This window comes from Pseudarthrobacter sp. MEB009 (assembly GCF_030208875.1).
GTDB lineage: Bacteria > Actinomycetota > Actinomycetes > Actinomycetales > Micrococcaceae > Arthrobacter.
In genome coordinates this window covers 97,512-121,983 of sequence record NZ_JARVTC010000006.1, presented here as the reverse complement: position 1 = coordinate 121,983, position 24,472 = coordinate 97,512, and the positions used below count along the sequence as shown (strand labels likewise).

The following is a 24,472-nucleotide window of genomic DNA, read 5'->3' as shown; positions in this document are numbered from 1 at the left end:
AACCGGCCACCTTCCTGTTTGCCCTCAAAGGAGCGTTGGTTCGAAAAGACTCGAAGTGTCAGCGTACTGGCATCACCGCGAAGGTTCAACTAATATCGAACCGTGGCGACAACGGCGAACCTTCCGCACCCCGACCGGGCAGGCCTCCTGCTGCCGGGAGTGCTGTTTGCCCTGAGCGATCCCGATCGCCTGGACATCGTCCGCCAGCTCCGCTCCGGCCCGCTGGACATGGCCGACTGCTCGCTGAGTAATCCGGACATGCCCAAGTCCACCAAGTCGCATCTGATGAAGGTGCTCCGCGAGGCCGGCGTCATCCGCAACGAGGCCAACGGCCGCGGCCGCCGTTTGACCCTGCGGTCCGAGGACCTGGAGGCCCGCTTTCCCGGCCTCTTGGCCGCCGTCCTGGACGCCCCCGCCGCCGGTTGACCGCCGGGGCAGCCCGGCGCAACGTTCTCCGATAGCGAACGGAAGGGCCGCCGTCGTCCGTTCCGGCTGCCTGGAAACTGCGGATTTCCGGACCCCTGCCGGCGTCGAATGGCACCTTCCTCGCCAAGGTTGAGTGCACCTCACTCAACTTTCGATTGACAACTTTCCGTCCATGAGTAAAGTTGAGTGCAGAACGCTCAATGATCGGGCGCCATCCAGTTTCCAAGAAAGAAGGAAGCAACACATGTCACGTGCAGTAGGTATCGACCTCGGAACAACCAACTCCGTCGTCTCCGTTCTCGAAGGTGGCGAGCCCACCGTTATTGCCAACGCCGAGGGTGGCCGCACCACGCCGTCCGTCGTTGCATTCTCCAAGTCCGGCGAAGTCCTGGTCGGCGAGATCGCCAAGCGCCAGGCCGTCAACAACATCGACCGCACCATCGCCTCCGTCAAGCGCCACATGGGCACCGACTGGACCGTTGCCATCGATGACAAGAAGTACACCCCTCAGGAAATCTCCGCGCGCACGCTGATGAAGCTGAAGAACGACGCCGAGTCCTACCTGGGCGAAAAGGTCACCGACGCCGTCATCACCGTCCCGGCCTACTTCAACGACGCCGAGCGCCAGGCCACCAAGGAAGCCGGCGAGATCGCGGGCCTGAACGTCCTGCGCATCGTCAACGAGCCCACCGCAGCAGCCCTGGCGTACGGCCTGGACAAGGGCAAGGAAGACGAACTCATCCTGGTCTTCGACCTCGGCGGCGGAACGTTCGACGTCTCCCTCCTCGAAGTCGGCAAGGACGAAGACAACTTCTCCACCATCCAGGTCCGCTCCACGGCCGGCGACAACCGCCTCGGCGGCGACGACTGGGACCAGCGCGTTGTTGACTACCTGTTGAACCAGCTCAAGGTCAAGGGCATCGACCTGTCCAAGGACAAGATCGCCCTCCAGCGCCTCCGCGAAGCTGCCGAGCAGGCCAAGAAGGAACTCTCCTCCTCCTCCAGCACCAACGTCTCCCTGCAGTACCTTTCGGTCACCGCAGACGGCCCCGTGCACCTGGACGAGCAGCTCACCCGCGCCAAGTTCCAGGACCTCACCAAGGACCTGCTGGAGCGCACCAAGAAGCCGTTCCACGACGTCATCAAGGAAGCCGGCATCAAGCTTTCCGACATCGACCACATCGTCCTGGTGGGCGGCTCCACCCGTATGCCCGCCGTCTCCGAACTGGTCAAGGAACTGGCCGGCGGCAAGGAGCCCAATAAGGGCGTCAACCCGGATGAGGTTGTGGCCGTTGGCGCAGCCCTCCAGGCCGGTGTGCTGAAGGGTGAGCGCAAGGACGTCCTCCTCATCGACGTCACCCCGCTGTCGCTGGGCATCGAAACCAAGGGCGGCGTCATGACGCACCTGATCGAGCGCAACACCGCGATCCCCACCAAGCGGTCCGAGACCTTCACCACGGCCGACGACAACCAGCCGTCCGTGGCCATCCAGGTCTTCCAGGGCGAGCGTGAGTTCACCCGGGACAACAAGCCGCTGGGCACGTTCGAGCTGACCGGCATCGCACCGGCTCCGCGCGGCGTCCCGCAGGTCGAGGTCACCTTCGACATCGACGCCAACGGCATCGTCCACGTGTCTGCCAAGGACAAGGGCACCGGCAAGGAACAGTCCATGACCATCACGGGCGGCTCCAGCCTCTCCAAGGAAGACATTGACCGCATGGTCAAGGACGCCGAGGAGCACGCAGCAGAGGACAAGGCGCGCCGCGAGGCCACCGACACCCGCAACACTGCCGAGCAGCTGGCTTACTCCGTGGACAAGCTGATCGCGGACAACGCCGATAAGCTGCCCGAAGAGGTCAAGACCGAGGTCCAGGCCGACGTCGACGACCTCAAAAAGGCCCTCGAAGGCACCGACGACGCAGCCGTGAAGACTGCCTTCGAGAAGCTGCAGGCTTCCCAGGGCAAGCTCGGCGAGGCCATCTACGCCCAGCCCGGTGCCGCTGACGGCGCCCCCGGCGCTGAAGGCGCTGACGGTGCCGCCGGTGACAAGGCTGCCGACGAGGACATCGTCGACGCCGAGATCATCGACGAAGACGAAGCGAAGAAGTAGCCATGCCGCACCACGGTAACGAGGAAGAGCACAACTCATCCGCGGGACACGAAGGCAAGGGACCCGAGCCGGTCATCCGGGACAACCGCAAGGTTGATCCGGAAACCGGTGAGGCCCGGCACCCCGAAGGTGCACAGGCCGGCGGCGCTGAGCCCGCAGCAGCGGACTCAGAAGGCGACGCCCTGTCCCAGGCCGAGGAGATCCTCAACGGCATTGAAGTGCCGGCAGAGGAATCCGTGGCCCAGGGCGCAGGCACCGCTGAGGCGGCCGAGCTGAAGAACGACCTCCTCCGCCTGCAGGCCGAGTACGTCAACTACCGCAAGCGCGTTGAACGCGACCGCGCCGTGGCAGGGGAAATGGCCGTCATCGGCGTCCTGAACTCCCTGCTTCCGGTCCTGGATGACGTCGACGCCGCCCGCCAGCACGGTGACCTGACCGACGGCCCCTTCGCCGCGATCGCCACCAAGCTGGAGAACGCGCTGAAGACCTACGGCCTGGTCCGCATCGATGAGACAGGCGTGGAGTTCGATCCCACGATCCACGAAGCCCTCATCCAGCAGCCCGGCGAAGACATCGAGGTTGACACCGTCAGCCAGGTGCTCCGTTCAGGCTACAAGTCTGGCGAACGCGTCCTCCGGGCCGCACAGGTCATCGTCGCAGTTCCGGCCTGACTCACCTCGGCGCCGGACGGATGAGGGGCCCCGCCCCTTCGCTTGGAGGCAAAGTCCTCACGGACTTTGCCTCCACGCTCCGGCAGGCCCGATGCCACTCCCGGGCCCCTCATCCGTCCGGCGCCTAAGCGGCAATCTCGCCTAAGGTGAGGTGACCGCGTAGAGCGTCGGTACAACTGAGAAGTACGAGAAAGGAAACGCCATTGGCTAGCCAGGATTGGGTGGACAAGGACTTTTACGCGATCCTTGGTATCGCCAAGGACGCTTCCGACGCCGACATCAAGAAGGCGTACCGGAAACTTGCCCGCCAGCACCACCCGGATACGAACTCGGGGGACGCTGCTTCGGAGAAGAAGTTCAAGGACATCTCCGAGGCCTACTCGGTGCTGTCGGATCCGGATGAGCGCCAGCAGTATGACGCCATCCGGGCCATGGGCGGCGGCGCACGCTTCGCCCCCGGCGGGACCGGCGGCGGCAACGGCGGGTTCGAGGACATGTTCGGTGGCCTGTTCACCGGCAACACCGGCCGGCATGCGGGCGGGTTCAACCCGTCATCCGGCGGCATTCCGCCCGAGTTCGCTGACCTTTTTGGTGGCGGCTTCGGCGGCGGCGCAGGTTTCCAGCGCCCGCCTGCCAAGGGCGCGGACCGGACCGCAACCACCAGCATTTCCTTCTCCGGCGCCATCCGGGGGACCACCATCGGCCTGCGGGAGCCGAACGGCGAGGTCATCGACGTGCGGGTCCCCGCCGGCATCAAGGACGGCCAAAAGATCCGCGTCCGCGGCAAGGGCCAGCCCGGCGCGGCAGGCAACGGCGACCTTATGGTGGCCGTGTCCGTGAAGCCGCACGACTTCTACACCCGCGACGGCGACAACCTCCGCATCCACGTCCCCGTCACCTTCCCCGAAGCCGCGCTGGGCGCCGACATCGAAGTACCCACTGTTGACGGCGAAAAGGTGCGCGTCCGCGTGCCGGCGGGAACGCCGTCGGGCCGTACCCTGCGGGTCAAGGGCAAAGGTGTGGCAACGGCGAAGGCTGCCGGCGACCTGCTGGTGACCATCGACGTCGCCGTTCCCAAAAACCTGAGCAAGGAAGCCGAGGCCGCCGTCAAGGCGTTTGCCGAAGCCACCGCCGGTGCTGACGTCCGGGAAGGCCTGGCCGCGAAGGCCCGGCTCTAGGAGCGTGTGCCATGGACATCAGCGCTGACCAGCCCATCTTTGTGATCTCCGTGGCGGCCGAACTGGCGGACATGCACCCCCAAACGCTGCGCCAGTACGACCGGATGGGCATCGTTTCGCCCAGCCGCGCCCCCGGCAAGTCCCGGCGCTATTCGCAGCGGGACATTAACATGCTGCGGGAGGTGCAGCGGCTCTCCCAGGAGGGTGTCTCCCTGGAGGGCATCAAACGTATTCTGGAGCTGGAGAACCAGGTAGCGGCACTGCAGCACCGGGTGACCGAACTGGCAGGGGAGCTGGCCCGCCGGCCGCAGTCCTTCGACTCGCGCATCTTCGCCGCGGGCGCCGCCGGTGACGTGGTCAGCCTGGCCCGCGGGCAGCGGCCCAGGCCGCGGACCCAGGCCATGGTGCTGTGGCGGCCGCGGGCCATCGGCCAGTAGCCCGCCCGGCCCGTAGCCGGCCCGCGGCACGCCGGGGCCCGCGGACACCGGCTCAGCCGTTGATGACCTGCGGCACGCCGAGGGCTTTGAGGCCCTCCACCCCGAACTCCAGCCCGTAACCGGACTGCTTCGCGCCGCCGAACGGGATGCGCGGGTCCACGGCGCCGTGCCTGTTGATCCACACCGTGCCGGCCTGGATCCGGGCGGCGACGGCCCGGGCCGCCTGCAGGTCCCGGGACCATACGGAGGCGCCGAGGCCCACGTCCAGGGCGTTTGCCTTGGCCACTGCCTCGTCCACGGTGCTGTATTTGATGATCGGCAGTGCGGGGCCGAACTGTTCCTCCGCCACCAGCGGGTTGTTGTTGTCGATGTCCGCCACCAGCGTGGTGGGGTAGAAATAGCCGGGCTGGTCCGCTGCCGGGTCGCCGCCCAGCAGGATCCGCGCCCCTGAGGCCCGGGCATCCTCCACCAGGCCGGCGACGATGGTGTACTGTGCCTTGTTCTGCAGCGGTCCCAGCACGTTCGCCTCATCCAGCCCGTTGCCCATCGGCATGGCTTTGGCTACGGCGGTGAGTTCCTCGCAGACGGCGTCGTAAATGTCCTCGTGGACGTACAGCCGCTTCAGCGCGGCGCAGGTCTGGCCGGTGTTGATGAAGGCACCCCAGAAAAGGTCCTGGGCGATGGCCTTGGGGTCGGCGTCCGGCAGCACAATGCCGGCGTCGTTGCCGCCCAGTTCCAGCGTGAGGCGTTTGACAGTGTCCGCCGAGGACCGGATGATGGCTTTTCCGGTGGCGGTGGAGCCGGTGAACATGATCTTGCCGATATCGGGGTGTCCGGCCAGCCGCGCCCCCACCTCGCGGCCGCCGCTGACTACGGTGACCAGGCCCTCGGGCAGTTCCTCGTTGATGACTTTCACCAGCGCCAGGACACTCAGGGGTGTGTATTCGGAGGGCTTGACCACCACGGCGTTGCCCATCCGCAGGGCGGGGGCGATCTGCCACACGGTGATCATCATGGGCCAGTTCCAGGGGCCGATGGCGCCCACCACCCCGATGGGCCTGTACTGCAGCTCGGCGCGGGTTTCGCCGTCGTCCAGCAGGGTCTCGGCAGGCAGGGGGGTTCCGGCTGCTGTCCGCAGCCACGCGGCGCAGGCGCCCACCTCGAACCTGGCATTGGGTCCGTTGAGCGGTTTCCCTTGTTCGCGGGACAGCAGCCGGGCCAGTTCACCTGCGGAACGTTCGACGGCGTCGGCTGCTTTCAGGAGCGCCGCGGACCGGGCGTCGTGGCCCAGGGCAGCCCAGGCCGGCTGCGCTGCGCGGGCTGCGGCCACTGCGGCGTCCAGCTGTTCAACGGTGTGCTCGGGCGCCTCTCCCACGGCAGCCCCCGTGGCCGGGTCATGGATGGTGCGGGTGGGCCCGCGGCCGGGGGCGATGGAAGCAAGCAGCGCATCATAGGTTTCCACGGGGTACTCCACCTCGAGTAGGAAGGGCGCCGGCCGGGTGGCCTGGCAGCTTGCTTCCAGTGTCGTTGCTGCCCGGCAGGATCCTTTGTCTTTTCACGCAGGACCCTTGACATGGAGGGCACAGCCTGGCGCGCCGCCGTCAGTACTTGCCCGCTGCGGACGTGACCATGTCGCCGGAGGGGGCCACGAGATACCAGACGCTGTTGACGCCCTGGCCCAGGATGTCCCCCGCGGCCTTGTCCTTGGCGAAGTAGTAGACGGGCATGCCGTTGATGGTGACCTGCTTTTTGCCGTCCGGCGTGGTGATGGTGCCCGGCGTTCCCGTTACGCCGTCCATGGCCGGTGTCTCTTCGGTGGTGGTGACCGGTGGCCACGCTGCCAGGCAGGCATCGGTGCAGGCGCTGGTGCCGGAGTCCTTGGTGTCCTTGGTGAAGTAGTAGATACTCATGCCGTTGCCGTCCACCACAATCGGCCCGAGCGCGGAGTCCGCCGTCATCAGCTTCGCCGAAGCGGCTGCACCGGAGGTGGCGGCCGCCGTCGTCGCCGGGCCGGACGCCGGGGCGGATGCCGGAACCGACGCCGCCGTGGACGGGGTGGGCGCCGGCGTCGTACTGCTTCCCCCGCCGACTGCGCAGCCGGACAGCAGTGCGGCGGCCGCCAAAGCCGACAGGCCAAAGCTGAGGTTCTTGTGCATCTTTTGCTCCTTGCCTCGAGCCAGCCAACGCGGAGGCCGGCGCTACCCTCTTAGACGCCGTGCGGGCAAGTATGGTTCAGGGAACCGGAACTGAACCTTTGTGTGGTTGCGGACGTCTTTAGAGGCAGGCGGGTTCGACGCGGGAGGCAGGGCATGTCGCTGGATGAGGAAGTGGTGGCGGCGATTTATCGTGACCACGGCGCTGCCCTGCGGCGCTTTGTCCTGAGCGCCTGCCGGGACCCGTATATCGCGGACGACGTGGTCCAGGAGACGGTGCTGCGCGTCTGGCGGCAGGCCCCGGAGATCACCGGCGGCCTGCGCAGCTACCTGTTCCGGACGGCCCGCAACATCATGATCGACAACTACCGCAGGTCCCAGCGCCGGCCGGCCGAGGCCACCGGAGACCCCGTGGATCCGGTGGATCCAGCCGAGCGGGTGGACGAGCTCCTCACCCGGGTCCTGATGGAGGAGGCGCTGCTGCGGCTGAGCGCCGAACACCGCGATGTGCTGGTGGCCCTCCACTACCGCCGATACACCGTGAAGGAGGCTTCGGAAAAGTTGAATATCCCCAGCGGAACCGTGAAGTCCCGGGCTTTCTACGCCGTCCGGGCGCTGCGGACCATCCTCGACGAAATGGGGGTCCAGCGGTGACCGCCATGGAACCGCACCAGCTTCTTGGCGCCTACCTGCTGGGCGGCCTCGACCCGTCGGACGTGACGTTGTTCGAACAGCACCTGGGGTCCTGCGCCACGTGCCGGGAGGAGCTGGACGAGCTTTCCAGCCTGCCGGCGCTGCTGGACGCGGTGCCGGTGGGGGACGCCGTTGTGCTTCCCGGCGTGGCAGCAAGCCCGCAACAGGCGGCGGTAGCGGCGGAGAGCGGTGCGCCGCCGGTTCCCAAACGCCTGCTGGATCAGCTGGCCGCCCGCCGCCGTACGGTCCGCGTCCGGTGGACAGCCGCGGTGGCCGCGGCTGCCGCCGCCTGCCTGGCTGCCGGGATCCTGGCAGGGCCGCTGCTCAGCCCGCCCGCCAAACCAGACGCCACCTACTCCGTCCAGGCGGGCGACGGGGTCCGGCTCACCGTGGGCCTGGTGCGGAAAACCTGGGGCACGGAACTTGCGGTGGACGGACAGAGCCTGCCGGTGGATGGCACGTTCTCGCTCTGGGTCAAGGACCGCGCCGGCGGCGAGGACCGGGCCTGCGCGTGGACCGCAACCCCGAGCGGCCGGGTGCGGATCACCGGCGCCACCCCGGTCCAGCTCGCCAGCATCGCCGGCGTGGAGATGCGTGACGGGCAACAGCAGACCGTTGCCGTCATCGCGGTGCCGGGCGGGTAGGCCTTTACACCGGCGCCGGTGCGTCCGCCCGGAAATCCGCTGCCGCGTAGACGCCGAGGATCCGCACCTCGGTGGTGAAGAACTCCAGTTCCTCCAACGCCAGTTTCAGCGGGAGGTCCTCGGGGTGCGCTTCGACGTCGGCCATAAACATGGTGGCCGCGAACTCGTCGCCCACCATGTAGCTCTCCAGCCGGGTCATGTTCACCCCGTTGGTGGCGAACCCGCCCAGCGCCTTGTACAGGGCGGACGGGACGTTGCGGACGCGGAACACAAAGCTGGTCACGGCCAGGCCGGGAACCTCGTCCCGTGCCGGCAGTCCGGTTTCGCGGGCCAGGACCACAAAGCGGGTGGTGTTGGAGGGGTCGTCCTCCACGCGGGAGGCCAGGACTTCCAGGCCATAGATCTGTGCGGCCAGCGGCGGGGCGAGCGAGAGCTTGCGGGGATCGTTCCACTCGCTGACTTCCCGGGCCGAACCGGCGGTGTCCCCGGCGATGATGGGGCGGAGGCCGGCCTCGCGGATGAGGCGGCGGCATTGGCCCAGCGCGTGGATGTGGCTGTGGACCTCGGTGGCACCCTCGATGGTGCTGCCGGGGATGCCCAGCAGGTCGAAATGGATGGGCAGGAAAAACTCGCCCACGATCTGCAGGTTGGACTGCGGCAGCAGGATATGGATGTCCGCCACCCGGCCGGCGATCGAATTTTCGATGGGGATCATCGCCAAGTCCGCCTCCCCGCTGGAGACCAGCTCGAAGGCGTCCTCGAAACTGGCGCACGGGATGCTTTCCAGCTCGGGGAACATCTGTTGACACGCGATATTTGAGTTGGCGCCGGGCTCACCCTGGTACGCAATCTTCTGGGCCATGTTCCGTATGGTTTCACGCCTGCGCCCGCCTCCCCAACTGACTCGCACTTGTTGTCGTTTTGAGGGCCCAAAACGACAACAAGTGCGAGTCAGTTGGGTGGGGAGGTGTCAGAGGGGCGTGACGCGCAGCCACACAAATTGGCGGGGGAGCAGCGCCAGCCCGTCTGCCAGGTCCTGCTCGGTTTCCGAGAGAAGGTCGACGGCGGCAGGCGCGAAACCCGCGAAGGTCGCCGCCTGCAGGATCACGGGGGAGTCGCTGAAGTTGGCCAGCGCCAGGATCCGGCTGTCTTCGCCCGGGCGCTGGTACGCCAGGATACTCCGGTGGTTGGCGGCGAAGTCGATCAGCCGGGTGCCCGCCAGTTCCGGGGTGGCGGCCCGGACCGCGGCCATCCGCCGGATGCCGGCAAACACGGCCCCTTCCGGGGTGCGAGCCTCGGCCTTGTGCGCATAGTTTTCCGCAGGATAGCGCGGCCGGTGAACCCACCGGCTGTCGGCGTCGTGGCCTTTCTCAAGGTAATACTGGTAATCGTTCACCTGGCCCACTTCATCGCCCAGGTACAGCAGGGGAATGCCGCCGGTGCTGAAGGCCACCGAATGGGCCAGCAGGATCCGTTCCACTGCCTCCGAGGGGTTGTCCTCCATGCCGCAGAGCGACGCCGTCGTCCCTGAGATCCGGCAGTCCCCGGTGCGGGGGTTGTCCTGGAACGGAACACCGCGGGCAAAGCTGCCCGGAAACCTGTTGACGTAGAACGAGTTCAGGAACCGGCGGTGGTCGAAGCCGTTGATGCCCAGCTCGGCGGCGTCCTCGTCGGCAAACGTCCAGCCGATGTCGTCATGGCTGCGGACGTAGTTCACCCACGAAGTTCCGTCGGGGATGTTATGCCGGCGCTTCAGGGCCTGCCCCAGCAGGGACGTATCCCGGGTGGCCAGCGATTCCCAGATCAGCGCCATCTGCAGCGGGTTGTACGAAATCTGGCACTCGCCGGGACTGATGTACAGGGCCACCTCATCGGGGTGGACAATCGCCTCGGATTTGAACAGAAGCGACGGCGCGGCCAGCCGGCAGACCGCGTTGAAGGCCTGCAGCAGGGTGTGGGCCTGCGGCAGGTTCTCGCAGGGGGTGCCCAGTTCCTTCCAGATGAACGCCACGGCATCCATCCGCAGGATGTCCACGCCCTGGTTGGCCAGGAACAGCATTTCGCCGGCCATGGCCCGGAAAACGTCAGGGTTGGAGTAGTTCAGGTCCCACTGGTACGTGTGGAACGTGGCCCATACCCAGCGGCCGTTTTCGGTACGGATGAACGAGCCGGGGTGGTTTTCCGGGAAGATTTCGCGGACGTGCTCCTCGAACGCATCCGGCATGGTGCGGTCCGGGTAGAGCCAGTAGTAGTCGCTGAACTCCCGGTCCCCGGCAGCGGCCTTGCGGGCCCACTCGTGTTCGTCGGAGGTGTGGTTGAAGATGAAGTCCACCACCAGGCTGATCCCGTTGGCGCGCAGCTCGGCCGCGAGGGACCGCAGCTGCTCCATGGTGCCCAGCTTGGGGTTCACCTTCCGGTAGCTGGAGACCGCGTAGCCGCCGTCCGAGTGCGGCTCCGGCGCCAGGAACAGCGGCATCAGGTGCAGGTAGGTGAGGCCAAGCTCCTTGAAATAGGGGATCCGGGCCCGTACTCCCTCCAGGGTGCCGGCGTACCGGTCCACGTAGCAGACGCCGCCCAGCATGGTGTTGGCCTGGAACCAGCCGGGGTCGGCGCCGCGTTCGGCATCCACGGCCTTCAGCTCTGCCGGGCGCTCCTGCCAGGACGCGGCGCACTGGAGCACCAGCGCGGTGAGCTGCTCCAGCCAGTCGGGGCGCTGGCCGTACAGGGAATGGAACAGGCCGCAGAGGGCGGGAAGGTGATCTTCGAGGCGGGCGGCGAACGCCGGGTCAACAGCCCGGGCGGGGCCCTGGGCCAGGCTGATGGCTTCCAGGACATGCTGGTGTGCCGCGGCATCCACCCTGACGGATTCCTGCATGGACGAGTGCTCCTTCGGACCCCGCGCCGGGCTTGATCCGGCGGCACCTGGTTACGGCAGTATGCCACCGTTGCCCGCGCCGGAACGGAAGAAGCGCCAACGGCGCGCTGCGCTGACAAACAAGTTCCGGTCGCTGCCGGACAAACCGCCCGCGGACACCGGTGCCAAGCTGGATTCCACAGCTGGCCCCGGCGCAATTTTGACTGTTAAAGAGGGATCCCATGAGCATTTCGAATTCCGAACGACGAACCGTGGACACACGTGCCAAAGAGCATTCCACTGCCCTGCGCTCCGGCAGCGTTGGGGTGCTCGGCATCCTCTTTTTTGTGCTGTCCGCCCAGGCGCCCTTAACCGGGATCGTGGGGGCCTCGCCACTTGCTGCGGCGCTGGGCAACGGCGCGGGTGCACCGGGTGCATACCTGGTGGTGGGCGCCGTCATCGCTGTTTTCGCCGTAGGTTTTGTGGCCATGAGCCGGAAGATCCGGGCCAATGGCGCGTTTTATGCCTACGTCACGGCGGCGTTTGGCCCGCGGACCGGCGCGGGGACGGCGTGGCTCGCACTGCTGGCCTACAACACCATCCAGGCCGCCACGTACGGGCTGTACGGGGCTGCCTTCTCCGGGCTCCTGGCGTCCGTGGGTATTGATGTGCCGTGGTGGCTGCCGGCGCTGGCCACCATGGCAGGCGTGCAGGTGCTGGGTTCGCTGAACATCGAACTCGGCGCCCGCGTGCTGGCGGTTTTGGTGGGACTTGAGGTGGCAGTGCTGCTGTTGTTCGGTTTCACCGTCCTGTTCCAGGGTGGCGGCCCGGAAGGCTTGAACCTGGCGGCGTCCTTTTCCCCGGCTGCCATTGCCGCCGGGGCCCCCGGGGTGGCCATCATGTTCGCCGTCGCGTCCATGTTCGGTTTCGAGTCCACCGCCATCTACTCCGCTGAGGCAAAGGATCCGCAGCGGACCGTGGCCCGCGCAACCTACCTTTCCGTAGGCGTCATCGCCATCTTCTTCGCCTTCACCTCCTGGATGCTGGTCAGCTACTACGGGCCGTCCCAGGTCATGGCAGCAGCCGGGGCCGCCCTGGAATCCGGGGACTCCACCAGTTTTGTGCTGGGGCCCATGGTGGACCTGTTTGGCCCGTGGGCCGGGGTGGCCACCGGCATCCTGCTGGTGACCTCCCTGCTGGCCGGCATCGTCGCATTCCATAACGGCATCAACCGGTACCTCCACTCACTGGCACTGCGCGGGTCCATGCCCGCTGCCGTGGCCCGCACCAACCGGCACCACGCGCCCGCCGTTGCCGCCTGGCTGCAGACCGCGCTGGCGGTGGCGCTGGTCGCCCCCTTCGCGCTCCTGGGGCTGGACCCTGTGCTGAGCCTGTTCTCCTGGTTCAGCGGACTGGCCGTCGCGGCACTGCTGGTGCTGTACATCCTCTGTTCAGCCGCCGTCGTCCGGTATTTCCACCGGCAGCGCGAGACCGGCCCGCTGTGGCAGACCAGGATCGCACCGGTGCTGGGCGCCGTCCTGCTGATCTGGGTGCTCGCGCAGGTGGTAGGCAATTTCACCGCCCTGATCGGCGGCAGCGCAGGGACCGCAGCAGTCCTGCTGGCCACTGTCCCTGCCGTGTTTGCTGCCGGAACCCTGGTGGAACTGGCGATTGAACGCCGCGGTGGGGCAGCGCCCGGACGGGCTTAGCGGGCGCCGTCCGGCAGGGCGCCGGCGGCCACCCTCCCGGCGGCGCGCGGCGGAACCGTGCCGCGGCGGGCCAGCAGGAACGCGGCCAGCAGGAGTGCCGCCAGCCCGGCCGCTGCCGCCGCAGCCACCTCACCCTGCTGCGGCCACAGCCCAGCAAGGCCCAGGAACCCGGGCACTGTCGCCGTGGCCTGACTGGCCAGGACCAGGGCCCAACCGGTGAACCGGTCCACGCGGCGCCAGCCCAGGGCCATGGACCCGAACAGCAGCCCCCACAACAGCGACCAGCACAGCCAGAGCACCGCGAGGAACGGGTTCGACGCGAACCAGCTGCCGGCCAGCAGCAGGCCCACAAAGCCCACCATGCCGCAGAACCAGCCCAGGCCCTGCGAGCCCAAACCCAGCCGGGTATCGATGCCCACATGGACATAGGTCAGGCCAAAAAGGACCATCCCCACCGCGGTCATCAGGGTCTCCGCCGGCAACGCCGCGCCGGCCGGTCCGGCAGCGGCCGCCGCCAGGTATCCCACGGCGAGCACCAGTTGCAGCGACCCGATGGCCAGGCTGAGGACACCTGCGTCGCGGCGGGGGATGCGCCCCAGGGTTGCGAGGCCGTTGGCGAGCAGCGCGGCCCCGGAGAGGAGCAGGCAGAGATAGGCCATCAGGCACCCGCCCCAAGACCCCGAAGGGTGCATACTTTTTTCGTTTTGTGGAATCTAAGTGTCACAATACGGACATTAGCGGACAGTTCGATCGGTGCCTACTGCTGCCCGGTCGCAATCCGTTAGCTTGGATGGAGGACCCGCCGCAGCCACTGCACTGCCGGCGGCAGCCCCCTGATTGGCTCGACGTAAGGAAATACTGCATGGATGCACGGCTGGAGGCCATTCGGGACACCGTCCTGGCCAGGAACCCCGGGGAAGCGGAATTCCACCAGGCGGTGACCGAGGTTTTTGAAAGCCTGGGCCCGGTCCATGACAGGCATCCGGAATTCCTCGAAGCCGCCATCCTGGAACGGCTCTGCGAACCGGAACGGCAGATCATCTTCCGGGTGCCGTGGACGGACGACGAGGGCCGGGTCCGGATCAACCGCGGCTTCCGGGTGGAATTCAACTCCGCGCTGGGCCCCTACAAGGGCGGCCTGCGGTTCCACCCCTCGGTCTACCTGGGCATCGTGAAGTTCCTGGGTTTCGAGCAGATCTTCAAGAACGCGCTCACGGGCATGCCCATCGGCGGCGGCAAGGGCGGCTCGGACTTCGACCCCCGCGGCCGCAGCGACGCGGAAGTCATGCGTTTCTGCCAGTCGTTCATGACCGAGCTCTACCGGCACATCGGCGAATACACCGACGTCCCGGCCGGCGACATCGGCGTGGGCGGCCGCGAAATCGGCTACCTCTTCGGCCAGTACAAGCGCATCACCAACCGCTACGAGTCCGGCGTCCTGACCGGCAAGGGCATTTCGTGGGGCGGCTCGCTGGTCCGTCCCGAAGCCACCGGCTTCGGCACGGTCATCTTCACCCAGGAGATGCTGAAAACCCGCGGCACCTCCTTCGACGGGCAGCGTGTGGTGGTTTCCGGTTCGGGCAACGTGGCCATCAACGCCGTGGCCAAGGCCCAATCCCTCGGCGCCACCGTGGTGGCCTGCTCCGATTCGTCGGGCTACATCGTGGACCCTGCGGGCATCGACGTGGCACTGCTCCGGCAGGTCAAGGAAGTGGACCGCGCCCGGCTCAAGGAGTACTCGGTCCGGCGCGGCGGCGTCTCCTACGTTGAGGGCGGTTCCGTGTGGGATGTGGACGCCACGGTGGCGCTGCCCTGCGCCACCCAGAACGAGCTCGACGGCGATGCTGCCGCCAAGCTGGTGCGCAACGGTCTGCTGGCCGTGGGAGAGGGCGCCAACATGCCCTCCACCCGTGACGCCGTGGCCGTTTTCCAGGATGCCGGCGTGTTGTTCGGTCCGGGCAAGGCCGCCAACGCCGGCGGGGTAGCCACCTCGGCGCTGGAAATGCAGCAGAACGCCAGCCGGGATTCGTGGTCGTTTGAGCACACCGAAGCGCGGCTCACGGAGATCATGGTGGGTATCCACCACAGCTGCGCCGCCACGGCCGACGAGTACGGCGACCCCGGCAACTATGTCCTCGGCGCCAATATCGGCGGTTTTGTGAAGGTGGCCGACGCCATGCTGGCCCAGGGCCTGATCTAGGGGCGCTGGCTAGGGGCGCTAGGCAGGGCCGCTGGGTAACGGCGCTGGGTAACGGCGCGGGTCGCAGCGCGGGTCAGGCGCCGCGGCGCCAGTCGCTGGGCGATGCGCCGAAGGCGTCGCGGAAGGTCCTGCTGAAATGGGCCGCGTCGAGGAAACCCCACCGCGCGGCAACGGCGCCCACCGTTTTCCCGGCGTGGACCGGATCCCGCAGGTCCCGCCCGGCGCCGGCCAGCCGCCTGCCCCTGATCCAGCTTGCCACCGTGGTGCCGCTCTCGTGGAAGACGTTGTGCAGGTGGCGGGTGGAAATGAAATGCGCCGCAGCGACGGCGGCCGGCGAAAGCTGCGGATCCCACAGGTTGGCTTCGATGTATTCGCGGGCTGAAACCGCCAGGAGGGCCTGAGGGGTCAGCCGGTCCGGGGTGATGTCCATCTCCGCGTGGAGGAGGGTGGACACCAGGTCCAGGGCGTTGGCTGCCAGCCGTGAGCCGCTGGGACCGTTGAGGACGTCGAGGTTCTCCGATAGCTGCCGGATGAACTGGCCCACCAGGGCACCCAGGCCGGCGTTGCCCGCCATCCGCACGGCCGCCAGCTGGCCCACGCAGTCGCTGGGCAGCGCCAGCGCATCACAGGGGAACATCACCACCATCAGCCGGGCCCGTTCCTCGAACGTGAGCGTGTAGGGCCGGCTGGTGTCGTAGATGGCCAGGTCACCGGGCCGCAGGACGGCCTCGCGGTTGTCCTGGATCAGCAGTCCGCTGCCTTCCAGCTGCAGGTTGAGCTTGAAGTAGCGCCCCGTGGACCGGGCGATCAGGGCTGGGGTGCGTTGGACCGTGTGCGCGGCGGCGCTGACCTCCACGATGGACATCCGGTCCAGCACCCGGGCCCGGAGCTGCCCCTGGAAGGCTTCCGGCGCTTCGCTGTGCGCGGCCAGCGGTACAAACGACTCGGCCACCAGGTGCCGCCAGTGGTCGAAGGAACCGGCGACGCTGGTGGTGACGTGCTGTGTGGCGGGCGTGGCCGGAGCTCTTACGGGCATGGAAATCCTGACGTGGGACGGGTCCTGGCAAATCCCCCTGCCTGTGTCCTGGGACACAGTCAGCCCAGATTACGTCCGCAGGATCCTTTTTTCAACAGCTGGCGAAAAAAGAATTCCCGGGAATCCGCCCCGCTATTTGTTCCGGCCCCTGGCCGCGACCTTCCAGCGGTCCACCAGGTTGCCGCCCCTGACCACCGCAACATCGTCCACCAGGTTGATGGCCAGGCAGACGTGGTTGGGAATGATCCGCAGCCGGTCGCCGAGGGCAGGCAGCGGGTCGGGGCCATGCCACTCCACGGTGGCGTGGTGCTCGGAGAGGGCGATGATCCGGGCATCCAGGTGGTCCATCAGCCGGCCGAAACCGCTGGCCCACGCGGGCCTGTCGCTGCCCAGGATCTTGCTGCCGGCGTCGATGATAAAGCGCACGGGGCTGCCCGGTTCGGTCCTGTGGTGGCTGACCACCGTGGCGGCGACGGTCAGCGCGATGTCCGTAAGGGCGCACCGGTCCAGTTCCAGTTGCTGGGCGTCGCCGAAGACGTAGACGCCGGGCCGCACTTCCGTGGCGACCGAGCCGTCGGTGAGCAGCGCCGTGGGCGTGGAGCCGCCGCTGAGGGTGGCGGCGTCGAAGCCGGCGGCAGCGAGGGTTGCCGCGGCCGCGGCCAGCGCGGACTGCTCCTGGGCGGCGGCTGCCGCAGGCATGCCGGGCGCGTAGCTGTGGCCGGGAAAGGTGAAGACCCCCGCCACCTGCAGCCCGGCAGCGGCTGCGGCCTGCGCCACCGCCGCCGCCTCCTGCGGGAGTGTGCCGCTGCGGTGGTGGCCGCTGTCGATTTCGACCAGGACGCTCACGGTTCCCGCTGCTGCGCCCAGTGCGGTGCCCAGCCGGGTGGCGCCGGCCGCCGAATCAACGCCGACGGTCACGGTTGCCTTCTCCGCCAGGAGCCGGAGCCGTTCCGCCTTACCCGCTGATGCCCACAGCGGGTAGGCGATGAAGAGGTTGTCCACGCCGCCTGCTGCAAAGACTTCCGCCTCGCCCACGGTGGCCACCGTCAGTCCGGCCGCCCCGGCAGCGATCTGGCGGGCTGCGATCTCCGGGATCTTGTGCGTCTTGGCGTGCGGCCGAAGGGCCAGGCCCCTGGAGCGCACCGAGGCGGCCATCCGGGCGATGTTCCGGTCCAGGATGTCCACGTCCACCAGGATGTCCGGGGTGTCGATGCTGTGGGGGATGGCCATGGGGGAGCTCCTTCGTGGAAACGGAAAACGGGTGGGGTCAGACGGCCAGGAGGGCCAGGTAGCCCTCCAGCTGCTCGGCCTGGCCGGCGATGGGGGACCCGGCGGGGGAGAGGGCGGCGGCAATCTGCGCGCCCAGCAGCATGTCCAGGAGCTGGCCCGCCAGGAGTGCGTCGTCCACGGCCGCCCGGATGTCGCCCGCGGCCCGGGCCTCGGCCAGGAGCCGCTGGATGGTGGTGGCCCACTCTGCCATGGACTGCTGGTGGATCCGGGCCTTTTGCGGGTCGTTGACGGCCTTTTGCCAGAACGGGATGACGATCCGGGCCTCGTTGATCCGTTCCTCGTCCAGCGGCAGGACCTCCAGGCAGAAAGCGCGCAGTGCGGCCAGTCCGGTCATGGTGCCCAGGACCCCGGCGATCCGCTGGTTGGTCCGGTTGAACACATGGCTGAAGGCGAATTCCAGCAGGGTGTCCTTGGTGGGGAAGTACGGCTTCAGCGCCCCGTTGGCGAAGCCGGCCTCCAGGGCGATTTCCCGGAGGGTGGCGCCTTCCAGCCCGTTGCGGGCGATGATCCGCCAGGTGGCATCGACCAGTTCCAGGCGCCGTTCGTGATGGTCAACTATCTTCGGCACCGCGGCTGCTCCCAGGAAATAGTTTGGCTTCGACTCTTGTGAGCCATGGTACGGAGGTTTATTCTCTACAACTATAGAAAATAAAGCCCGGAGACCCCCAGGGTCCTGACCAAAGGCAGTTCCCATGACACCTGCGCCATCCGCCACAGCAGCCGCGTTCGGCCTGGCCAACGAAGCCGAGATCCTTGCCGCAGCAGCCATCCTCCGGGCATCGGGCCACCTGGAGCCCCACCACCGGATTGCCTACCTTGGCCTTGTGGAACCCGCCGGCCGCAGGGGTGCCCAGGGCGCGGACGACGCCGGCCCAACAGCAGGCGGGCAGCCTGCGGACAGGCGGTTCCGGGCCCTTGTCCACGACATTTCCGGCGGGGCGCCCACCGATGTTGTGGTCTCGGTGACGCACGGGCTGGTGGTGTCCGCCGTGGTGCTGGATACCTCGCTGACCGGTGAACTGCCGGTCCTGGAAGAGGAATTCGGGCTGGTGGAAGACCTGCTGGCCGGCGACGAACGCTGGCTCAAGGCGCTCGCTGACCGCGGTTTGGACGTGGCCAGGGTCCGCGTGGCCCCGCTGTCCGCCGGTGTCTTCGACTACCCGGAGGAAAAAGGCCGCCGGATCCTGCGCGGTCTGGCCTTTGTGCAGGATTTCCCCGGCGACAGCGCCTGGGCGCACCCTGTGGACGGCCTGGTGGCCTACGTGGACGTGGTCAGCAAGGAGGTCACCCGGGTACTCGACCTGGGGGCCATGCCCGTTCCGGCTGAGCACGGAAACTACACGGATCCGGAACTGACCGGCCCGTTGCGCACCACGCAGAAACCGATCAGCATCACCCAGCCCGAAGGCCCCAGCTTCACGGTGACCAACGGAAACCATGTGGAGTGGGAAAAGTGGAGCGTGGACGTCGGGTTCGACGTCCGCGAGGGGGTGGTCCTGCACAACCTCGCGTTCCAGGACGGGAACCGGCTTCGGCCCATCATCAACCGCGCCTCGATTGCCGAGATGGTGGTTCCGTACGGCGATCCCTCCCCGGTGCGGTCCTGGCAGAACTACTTCGACACCGGCGAATACCTGGTGGGCCAGTACGCCAACTCACTCGAACTCGGCTGCGACTGCCTGGGCGAGATCACCTACCTCAGCCCCGTAATCAGCGATGCTGTGGGCAATCCGCGCGAAATCCGGAACGGCATCTGCATGCACGAGGAGGACTGGGGGATCCTGGCCAAACACAGCGACCTGTGGAGCGGGATCAACTACACCCGCCGCAACCGCCGGCTGGTGATCTCCTTCTTCACCACCGTGGGCAACTACGATTACGGGTTCTACTGGTACCTGTACCTGGACGGCACCATCGAATTCGAGGCCAAGGCCACCGGCGTGGTGTTCACCAGCGCCTTTCCCGAGGGCGGGTCGGACAACATCTCCCAGCTCGCCCCGGGCCTGGGCGCACCCTTCCACCAGCACCTCTTCAGCGCCCGGCTGGACATGGCCGTGGACGGCTTCACCAACCGGGTGGTGGAAGAGGACGTAGTCCGGCAGGCCATGGGCGAAGGCAATGAGCGCGGCAACGCCTTCACCCGCAAGCGCACGGTCCTGGCCCGCGAATCCGATGGCGTCCGCGAGGCCGACGCCAAGGCCGGCCGGACCTGGATCATTTCCAACCCGGAGTCCCGCAACCGGCTGGGTGAGCCGGTGGGCTACAAGCTCCATTCCCAGAACCAGCCCACTTTGCTGGCGGACCCGGACTCATCCATCGCCAGGCGGGCAGCCTTCGCCACCAAGGACCTCTGGGTCACCCGCTACGCCGAGGACGAGCGGTATCCCACGGGCGACTTTGTGAACCAGCACCCCGGTGGGGCCGGCCTGCCGGCCTACGTGGCGCAGGACCGGGACCTCGACGGCCAGGACCTGGTGGTGTGGCACACCTTTGGCCTCACCCACTTCCCACGGGTGGAGGACTGGCCCATCATGCCGGTGGACACCGTAGGCTTCAAGCTCCGGCCCGAAGGCTTCTTTGACCGCAGCCCGGTGCTGGACGTCCCCGCCGGCACAAGCGCCGCCTGCCACGCCGAGGCCGGCGGTGCGCCATCCACCTCCTGCCACTGAAGCCGCCGGCCGCAGCGGGCCCGGTCCTGCACCGCAGGCTGTGCGCCGGGCTGACTGCGGTGTCCTGCGCGGTGCACCTGTGGCTCGCGGCCGCAGGGAACCACGGAGCCTGGCTGGGCGTGCTGATGGTGCTGCTGGCCGCTATCTGTGTCCCCTGCGCCGTCCATATCTGGCGGCACGGTGCCGTGCGGCCGCTCCGGCAGATTGCCGGGGCGGCGGTGCTGATGGTGGCCGTGCACAGCGTCCTGCTGCTGGGCGCGGGAGGTGCCGGCCACGCCCACGGCGGGGGCCCGGCGTCGTCCGCTTCCCCTGCAGTCGGTGCCGGGCCGCTGCTGCTGGTGATCGGGCTGGAACTGGGCACGGCACTGCTCGCGGCAACACTGGTGGCAAGACTGCGCGCCGCGGCAGGATTCCCCTCGCGAGATGGCATTTGACGGCAATGTTTGCCGCCGGGACTGCCGCGAAGTGCCATCTCGCGGGGAACTGCGCCGGGTCAGGCAACCGGCTTAGGCAACCGGCTTAGGCAACCCGGTCAGGCCGAAGGAGAGGGCGTCCGCAGCACCTGGTGGAACGCGTAAGCGCCGTTGCTCCAGACCACAAACAGCAGCGGTGCGGGGGCCAAGGCAATGCCCAGCACCGGCTGCAGCAGCGCGGCGGAGGCGATGATCCCCAGCAGGACCAGCATGGCCAGGCTCAGGTACCAGCGCTGCAGGCAGAGGTAGAGCGAGGCCTTGAGCAGGGCTTTCAACCCGGCCCCGGGCAGCAGGACGGTGCCCGCCGCTGCCGTCACGGTGACGCCCACGGTGACGGCGGCGGCCACAACGATCAGCGGAGCCAGCACCGCGGCGGCGGGCATGGACTGGACAATCACCAGGTCCACGCCGAGGAACAGGAGCGCCGCCACGGCGGCCAGGCCCAGCGGGGCCGTCCGCCGGAACGCGGCTGCGTAGCCGCGCAGGAAGGCGGCGACCGGCTTGACCGCGCCGCCGTCGCCGTTCAGTGCCTGGAAGGCCGCGAACAGGCCGGCCAGCGACGGCGGGACCGTCACCGAGAGCGCCAGGAAAAACGGCCACGCCGCCAGCGGATCGGCCACCAGGGCCAGGCAGAGCACCAGCGGCGCGTTGGCCAGTGCCAGCAGCATATTCCCGGCCAGGAAGGTGTAGATGAAGCCGAAGATGCTGCCAAACGCCTCGAAGCCCGGACTGGGCACGCGGCCCAGCAGCCCGCGCCGCCCGGCTCCTCCCACGGCGGTCATCCCTTCATGCCGCTCGTGGCGATGCCCTGGATGAAGTACCGCTGGCCGATCAGGAAGATCACCAGGATGGGGATCACCGAGATGACGGACCCGGTCATGATCATGGCGTATTCGGCGTCGAACTGGCCCACGAAGGAACGCAGGCCCAGCTGGACCGTCCAGAGCCGGTTGGACGTGAGGTAGATGAACGGTCCCATGTAGTCGTTCCACGTGTTCACAAACGTCAGCAGCGCCAGGCTGGCCAGGGCCGGCTTGGACAGCGGCAGGATCACGCGCGCCCAGATGCCGTACTCGCTCAGGCCATCGATGCGGGCGGCCTCGCAGAGTTCATCCGGGATGGTCATGTAGTACTGCCGCATCAGGAACACCCCGAACGCGCCGAACGCCTGCAGCAGGATCAGGGCGTTGAAGCTGTTGGTCAGCCCCAGGTTCTGCATCATGATGTACTGCGGCACCATGTAGGCCTGCCACGGCACGGCGATGGTGCCGATATACGCCAGGAACAGCACGTCCCGGCCGGGGAAGCGGACCTTGGAGAAGCCGTAGGCGGCCAGCGAACCGGTCAGCACCTGCAGGCACGTGATGATCACTGCCAGGTAGAGCGAGTTCTGCAGGTAGCCCAGCATGGGGATCCGGGTCCAGATGTCCGTGTAGTTGCTCCACACAAAATCGCTGGGAATCCATTGGATGGGGACGGTGAGGACCTGGTTGTTTTCCTTCAGCGACGAGGACAGCATCCAGAAAAAGGGCACCATCAGCGCCACCACCAGCACGGCCAGCACGCCGTAGATCACCACGTCGGTGGTGCGCTTCTTCCGTTCGCGCGGTGATTCCCGTTGCGTACGACGCCGGTCTTCCGGAGCAGGTGCCGGGGCGCCGCTGAGGAAGGGTGCCTCTGCCTTGAGGTCTTCGGCCATGTTGGTCATCAGCGTTCCCTCCGCTGTTGAAGCTTGAACTGCAGGACGGTGATGGACAGCACGATCAGGAACAGCACCAGGGAGATGGCCGACGAATAGCCGAACTTCCCTTCGCCGATGCCCTCCTGGTAGATGAGCTGGGACAGCACGGTGGTGGCGCGCCCGGGCCCGCCGTTGGTCATCACCACAATCAGGTCGAAGACCTTGAAGCTGGACACCGTCAGCATGACCACCACAAAAAACGTGGTGGGCCGCAGGGACGGGATGGTGACGTTCCAGAACCGCTGCCAGCCGCTGGCGCCGTCCACCTCGGCTGCCTCATACAGTTCCGTGGGGACGGCCTGCAGGCCGGCCAGGTACAGGATCATGTAATAGCCCATGTCCCGCCACACGCTGGTGATGATCACTGCCGGCATGGCCCAGTCGGAGCTGGAGGTCCAGCCCGGAGCCTCGGCGATGCCGATCGCATTCAGGAACTGGTTGATGGGTCCGTTGTCCGGGCTGAACAACATGTTCCAGACCACTGCCACCGCCACCAGGGAGGTGATGTAGGGGAAGAAGATGGCCACCCGGAAAAAGCCGATTCCCTTGAGCTTGCGGTTAAGCAGCATGGCCAGGCCCAGGGCCAGGGCCATGGTGAGGGGCACGTGGCCCAGCGCGTAGACCACGGTGTTGCGCAGGGCCACCCAGAACGTGTCGCTCTGGAGCATCCGCTGGAAGTTTTCCAGGCCCACCCAGCGCGGTGCCGTGAACGAGGTCCATTCCATGAAGGAGAGCGCGAACGCCGCGATGACGGGGATAAGGGTGAAGGCCAGGAAGCCCAGGAAGTTCGGCAGGATGAAGGTCCAGCCGATCAGCGTGTTGCGCCGCGCCTGTTTGCGGTTGCCCCGGCTGACGGGCACCGGTGCGGGTGTCAGTGTTTCGGTGGTCATGGCAGAAGCTACTTGCCGAGGACTTCGCCTGTGACGCGCTTGCCCATTTCGGCGATGCCATCCGCCACCGGGCGCTCGCCCACCATGATGAGGTCGTGCTCCTGGTTCAGGATCTTGTCCACGGCGCCGGATTTGTCGCTGACGGGCATTTCCAGGGCGGTCTTGTCCGGTGTGAAGGCCTTCTTGGACAGCTCATCGGAGGGCAGGCCCTCGAGCTGGAAGTAGGCGTCGGTGACGGCGTCGTTCTGCAGGGCGGGGACCACGCCGATCTTCGAAATGACCTTCGCGCCCTCTTCCCCGGCGGCCCATTCGATGAACTTCTTTGCTTCGTCGGAGTGCTGGGCGTTTTTGTTGACGGCGAACGCGGTGGGCGAACCGAACGTGGTGACCTTGCCGTCGTCGGACTTCTGCGGCAGCGGCGCCAGGCCCCAGTCCACGTTGGTTTTGCCGTCCTTCTTGGCCTGCAGGAAGCCGGCGATGTACCAGGTGCCCATGGGCATCATGGCTGCCTGGCCGGTCTCGAACATGGTCCGGTAGCTGGTCTTCTGGCTCTTGGCCGTACCGAAGTCCAGGGTGGCGCCGCTCTTCTGCAGGTCCAGGGCGGTGTTGTACTGGTCCTCGAAGAAGCCGTAGTCGCCGCCGTTCTGGTCGCCGTCGTTCTGCGCCGCGGCGATGGCCTGGACCACCGAACGCCAGATGTGGTGGTACGTGCCGTAGGTGGTTTTGCCGTCGGCGTTGGTGGTGAGTTTCTTGGCCAGCGCCGAGTATTCGTCCCAGGTCAGGTGGGCCGGGTTGTCCACGCCGGCGGCCTTGAGGAGTTCCTTGTTGTAGTAGAGCAGCCAGAAGTCCTGGCGGTAGGGGGCGGCGAAGTACTTGCCGTCGATGTTGAAGGCATCCAGTCCTGCAAGCGAATCCTTGCCCACGGTGTCCACCACGCCGTTGATTTCCTGCAACTGGCCGTTGTTGGCGTAGCGGGCGTAGTCGATCACGTTTTTCATGGTCAGGACGTCGGTGGTGTCGCCGCCGGCCAGCATGGTGGTGACCTTCTGCGGGTAGTCGTCGGCCAGGATGTCCACGGGCTCAATGTCGATGGCCGGGTTCGCTGCCTCGTAGCTGTCGAACAGGGCCTTGAACTCGGGGGTTCCTTCGTAGTTCCACACGGACACGGTCAGGCGGGTTTTACCTTCCTGTCCCTGTTCTTCGGCGGGGCCGGCTGCGCCGGCGCAGCCGGTCAGGCCCAGCCCGGCGGTGACTGCCAGGGCCAGTGCGGCGAGAGTGGTGCGCTTCATTGCGTTCTC

23 protein-coding genes are annotated in these 24,472 nt (G+C 67.3%); 11 read left to right on the top strand and 12 right to left on the bottom strand.

Annotation, left to right across the window (positions count from 1 at the left end):
• Positions 1–102 precede the first annotated feature (102 nt).
• From QRN07_RS05360 to QRN07_RS05340, 5 genes are all read left to right on the top strand, one after another.
• Positions 103–426 (top strand): ArsR/SmtB family transcription factor, encoded by a 324-nt coding sequence (locus tag QRN07_RS05360; protein ID WP_050686311.1) that lies wholly within the window; start codon positions 103–105, stop codon positions 424–426.
• 244 nt (positions 427–670) lie between these two features.
• Positions 671–2,536 carry a molecular chaperone DnaK gene (gene dnaK / locus QRN07_RS05355; RefSeq protein WP_050686313.1) on the top strand — a complete coding sequence of 622 codons (1,866 nt, stop codon included), beginning with the start codon at positions 671–673 and terminating at the stop codon, positions 2,534–2,536.
• Between the two features lie 2 nt (positions 2,537–2,538).
• Entirely contained in the window at positions 2,539–3,207 is a 669-nt protein-coding gene (locus tag QRN07_RS05350; RefSeq protein WP_050686315.1) for a nucleotide exchange factor GrpE, read from the top strand.
• Between the two features lie 203 nt (positions 3,208–3,410).
• Positions 3,411–4,385, top strand: coding sequence for a DnaJ C-terminal domain-containing protein (locus QRN07_RS05345; RefSeq protein WP_197273582.1), 975 nt, complete (start codon positions 3,411–3,413; stop codon positions 4,383–4,385).
• 11 nt (positions 4,386–4,396) lie between these two features.
• Positions 4,397–4,822, top strand: a complete 426-nt coding sequence (locus QRN07_RS05340) for a heat shock protein transcriptional repressor HspR (RefSeq protein WP_050686319.1) — start codon at positions 4,397–4,399, stop codon at positions 4,820–4,822.
• 52 nt (positions 4,823–4,874) lie between these two features.
• Here the strand turns inward: QRN07_RS05340 and QRN07_RS05335 are convergent, their stop codons facing one another.
• Together QRN07_RS05335 and QRN07_RS05330 are read right to left on the bottom strand one after the other, a co-directional pair.
• Positions 4,875–6,284, bottom strand: coding sequence for an aldehyde dehydrogenase family protein (locus QRN07_RS05335; RefSeq protein WP_285240549.1), 1,410 nt, complete (start codon positions 6,282–6,284; stop codon positions 4,875–4,877).
• Positions 6,285–6,423: 139 nt separating this feature from the next.
• On the bottom strand, positions 6,424–6,978 hold the full coding sequence (locus tag QRN07_RS05330; protein ID WP_050686322.1) for a COG4315 family predicted lipoprotein: 555 nt from the start codon (positions 6,976–6,978) through the stop codon (positions 6,424–6,426).
• Positions 6,979–7,131: 153 nt separating this feature from the next.
• Between QRN07_RS05330 and QRN07_RS05325 the strand changes: the two genes are divergently transcribed.
• Together QRN07_RS05325 and QRN07_RS05320 are read left to right on the top strand one after the other, a co-directional pair.
• Positions 7,132–7,629: a sigma-70 family RNA polymerase sigma factor gene (locus tag QRN07_RS05325; RefSeq protein ID WP_050686324.1), complete on the top strand. Its 498-nt coding sequence runs from the start codon at positions 7,132–7,134 to the stop codon at positions 7,627–7,629.
• Between the two features lie 5 nt (positions 7,630–7,634).
• On the top strand, positions 7,635–8,312 hold the full coding sequence (locus QRN07_RS05320) for a zf-HC2 domain-containing protein (protein WP_056595840.1): 678 nt from the start codon (positions 7,635–7,637) through the stop codon (positions 8,310–8,312).
• Positions 8,313–8,316: 4 nt separating this feature from the next.
• Here QRN07_RS05320 and QRN07_RS05315 read toward each other — a convergent pair whose 3' ends face one another.
• Positions 8,317–9,174: a prephenate dehydratase gene (locus tag QRN07_RS05315; protein WP_285240548.1), complete on the bottom strand. Its 858-nt coding sequence runs from the start codon at positions 9,172–9,174 to the stop codon at positions 8,317–8,319.
• A 108-nt stretch (positions 9,175–9,282) separates the two neighbouring features.
• On the bottom strand, positions 9,283–11,187 hold the full coding sequence (locus tag QRN07_RS05310; protein WP_285240547.1) for an alpha-amylase family glycosyl hydrolase: 1,905 nt from the start codon (positions 11,185–11,187) through the stop codon (positions 9,283–9,285).
• 221 nt (positions 11,188–11,408) lie between these two features.
• Here QRN07_RS05310 and QRN07_RS05305 point away from each other — a divergent pair, with 221 nt between their 5' ends.
• Entirely contained in the window at positions 11,409–12,875 is a 1,467-nt protein-coding gene (locus QRN07_RS05305) for an APC family permease (protein ID WP_285240546.1), read from the top strand.
• On the opposite strand, the gene QRN07_RS05300 is transcribed toward QRN07_RS05305, so the two are convergent.
• Positions 12,872–13,534 (bottom strand): AmiS/UreI family transporter, encoded by a 663-nt coding sequence (locus tag QRN07_RS05300; RefSeq protein ID WP_285240545.1) that lies wholly within the window; start codon positions 13,532–13,534, stop codon positions 12,872–12,874. The two genes, QRN07_RS05305 and QRN07_RS05300, sit on opposite strands and share 4 nt — an antisense overlap.
• Before the next feature lie 203 nt (positions 13,535–13,737).
• On the opposite strand from QRN07_RS05300, the gene gdhA reads away from it, so the two are divergent.
• Entirely contained in the window at positions 13,738–15,075 is a 1,338-nt protein-coding gene (gene gdhA / locus QRN07_RS05295) for an NADP-specific glutamate dehydrogenase (RefSeq protein WP_285240544.1), read from the top strand.
• Between the two features lie 73 nt (positions 15,076–15,148).
• Here the strand turns inward: gdhA and QRN07_RS05290 are convergent, their stop codons facing one another.
• The 3 genes from QRN07_RS05290 to QRN07_RS05280 all read right to left on the bottom strand — a co-directional run bounded on the left by QRN07_RS05290 (position 15,149) and on the right by QRN07_RS05280 (position 17,969).
• Entirely contained in the window at positions 15,149–16,111 is a 963-nt protein-coding gene (locus QRN07_RS05290; protein WP_050686335.1) for an AraC-like ligand-binding domain-containing protein, read from the bottom strand.
• 132 nt (positions 16,112–16,243) lie between these two features.
• Positions 16,244–17,341, bottom strand: a complete 1,098-nt coding sequence (locus QRN07_RS05285) for an alanine racemase (RefSeq protein ID WP_285240543.1) — start codon at positions 17,339–17,341, stop codon at positions 16,244–16,246.
• A 37-nt stretch (positions 17,342–17,378) separates the two neighbouring features.
• The gene (locus QRN07_RS05280) at positions 17,379–17,969 is read right to left on the bottom strand and encodes a TetR/AcrR family transcriptional regulator (RefSeq protein WP_285240542.1); all 591 of its coding nucleotides are present in this window, start codon (positions 17,967–17,969) and stop codon (positions 17,379–17,381) included.
• Between the two features lie 124 nt (positions 17,970–18,093).
• On the opposite strand from QRN07_RS05280, the gene QRN07_RS05275 reads away from it, so the two are divergent.
• Both QRN07_RS05275 and QRN07_RS05270 read left to right on the top strand, forming a co-directional pair.
• On the top strand, positions 18,094–20,070 hold the full coding sequence (locus QRN07_RS05275; protein WP_050686341.1) for a primary-amine oxidase: 1,977 nt from the start codon (positions 18,094–18,096) through the stop codon (positions 20,068–20,070).
• Between the two features lie 71 nt (positions 20,071–20,141).
• The gene (locus tag QRN07_RS05270; RefSeq protein WP_327019580.1) at positions 20,142–20,504 is read left to right on the top strand and encodes a hypothetical protein; all 363 of its coding nucleotides are present in this window, start codon (positions 20,142–20,144) and stop codon (positions 20,502–20,504) included.
• Between the two features lie 98 nt (positions 20,505–20,602).
• On the opposite strand, the gene QRN07_RS05265 is transcribed toward QRN07_RS05270, so the two are convergent.
• Genes QRN07_RS05265 through QRN07_RS05250 form a run of 4 tightly spaced genes read right to left on the bottom strand, consistent with a single transcriptional unit; the run spans position 20,603 to position 24,463 of the window.
• A complete protein-coding gene (locus QRN07_RS05265) occupies positions 20,603–21,325 on the bottom strand; it encodes a hypothetical protein (protein WP_285240541.1) in 723 nt (240 codons plus the stop codon).
• Positions 21,322–22,251, bottom strand: coding sequence for a carbohydrate ABC transporter permease (locus QRN07_RS05260; protein WP_050686347.1), 930 nt, complete (start codon positions 22,249–22,251; stop codon positions 21,322–21,324). The genes QRN07_RS05265 and QRN07_RS05260 overlap by 4 nt, the downstream gene beginning before the upstream one ends.
• Positions 22,251–23,174, bottom strand: a complete 924-nt coding sequence (locus tag QRN07_RS05255) for a carbohydrate ABC transporter permease (protein ID WP_285240540.1) — start codon at positions 23,172–23,174, stop codon at positions 22,251–22,253. Before QRN07_RS05255 ends, QRN07_RS05260 begins: the two co-directional genes overlap by 1 nt.
• Before the next feature lie 8 nt (positions 23,175–23,182).
• Positions 23,183–24,463 (bottom strand): ABC transporter substrate-binding protein, encoded by a 1,281-nt coding sequence (locus tag QRN07_RS05250; RefSeq protein WP_285240539.1) that lies wholly within the window; start codon positions 24,461–24,463, stop codon positions 23,183–23,185.
• Between the last annotated feature and the right edge of the window lie 9 nt (positions 24,464–24,472).

What these genes read in the sequence shown, in the direction of transcription:
- dnaK (WP_050686313.1), top strand. Translation starts at nt 671, where the DNA reads ATGTCACGTGCAGTAGGTATCGACCTCGGAACAACCAACTCCGTCGTC.
- QRN07_RS05350 (WP_050686315.1), top strand. Translation starts at nt 2,539, where the DNA reads ATGCCGCACCACGGTAACGAGGAAGAGCACAACTCATCCGCGGGACAC.
- QRN07_RS05340 (WP_050686319.1), top strand. Translation starts at nt 4,397, where the DNA reads ATGGACATCAGCGCTGACCAGCCCATCTTTGTGATCTCCGTGGCGGCC.
- QRN07_RS05330 (WP_050686322.1), bottom strand. Translation starts at nt 6,978, where the DNA reads ATGCACAAGAACCTCAGCTTTGGCCTGTCGGCTTTGGCGGCCGCCGCA.
- QRN07_RS05325 (WP_050686324.1), top strand. Translation starts at nt 7,132, where the DNA reads ATGTCGCTGGATGAGGAAGTGGTGGCGGCGATTTATCGTGACCACGGC.
- QRN07_RS05320 (WP_056595840.1), top strand. Translation starts at nt 7,635, where the DNA reads ATGGAACCGCACCAGCTTCTTGGCGCCTACCTGCTGGGCGGCCTCGAC.
- QRN07_RS05315 (WP_285240548.1), bottom strand. Translation starts at nt 9,174, where the DNA reads ATGGCCCAGAAGATTGCGTACCAGGGTGAGCCCGGCGCCAACTCAAAT.
- QRN07_RS05310 (WP_285240547.1), bottom strand. Translation starts at nt 11,187, where the DNA reads ATGCAGGAATCCGTCAGGGTGGATGCCGCGGCACACCAGCATGTCCTG.
- QRN07_RS05305 (WP_285240546.1), top strand. Translation starts at nt 11,409, where the DNA reads ATGAGCATTTCGAATTCCGAACGACGAACCGTGGACACACGTGCCAAA.
- QRN07_RS05300 (WP_285240545.1), bottom strand. Translation starts at nt 13,534, where the DNA reads ATGGCCTATCTCTGCCTGCTCCTCTCCGGGGCCGCGCTGCTCGCCAAC.
- gdhA (WP_285240544.1), top strand. Translation starts at nt 13,738, where the DNA reads ATGGATGCACGGCTGGAGGCCATTCGGGACACCGTCCTGGCCAGGAAC.
- QRN07_RS05290 (WP_050686335.1), bottom strand. Translation starts at nt 16,111, where the DNA reads ATGCCCGTAAGAGCTCCGGCCACGCCCGCCACACAGCACGTCACCACC.
- QRN07_RS05285 (WP_285240543.1), bottom strand. Translation starts at nt 17,341, where the DNA reads ATGGCCATCCCCCACAGCATCGACACCCCGGACATCCTGGTGGACGTG.
- QRN07_RS05275 (WP_050686341.1), top strand. Translation starts at nt 18,094, where the DNA reads ATGACACCTGCGCCATCCGCCACAGCAGCCGCGTTCGGCCTGGCCAAC.
- QRN07_RS05265 (WP_285240541.1), bottom strand. Translation starts at nt 21,325, where the DNA reads ATGACCGCCGTGGGAGGAGCCGGGCGGCGCGGGCTGCTGGGCCGCGTG.
- QRN07_RS05260 (WP_050686347.1), bottom strand. Translation starts at nt 22,251, where the DNA reads ATGACCAACATGGCCGAAGACCTCAAGGCAGAGGCACCCTTCCTCAGC.
- QRN07_RS05255 (WP_285240540.1), bottom strand. Translation starts at nt 23,174, where the DNA reads ATGACCACCGAAACACTGACACCCGCACCGGTGCCCGTCAGCCGGGGC.
- QRN07_RS05250 (WP_285240539.1), bottom strand. Translation starts at nt 24,463, where the DNA reads ATGAAGCGCACCACTCTCGCCGCACTGGCCCTGGCAGTCACCGCCGGG.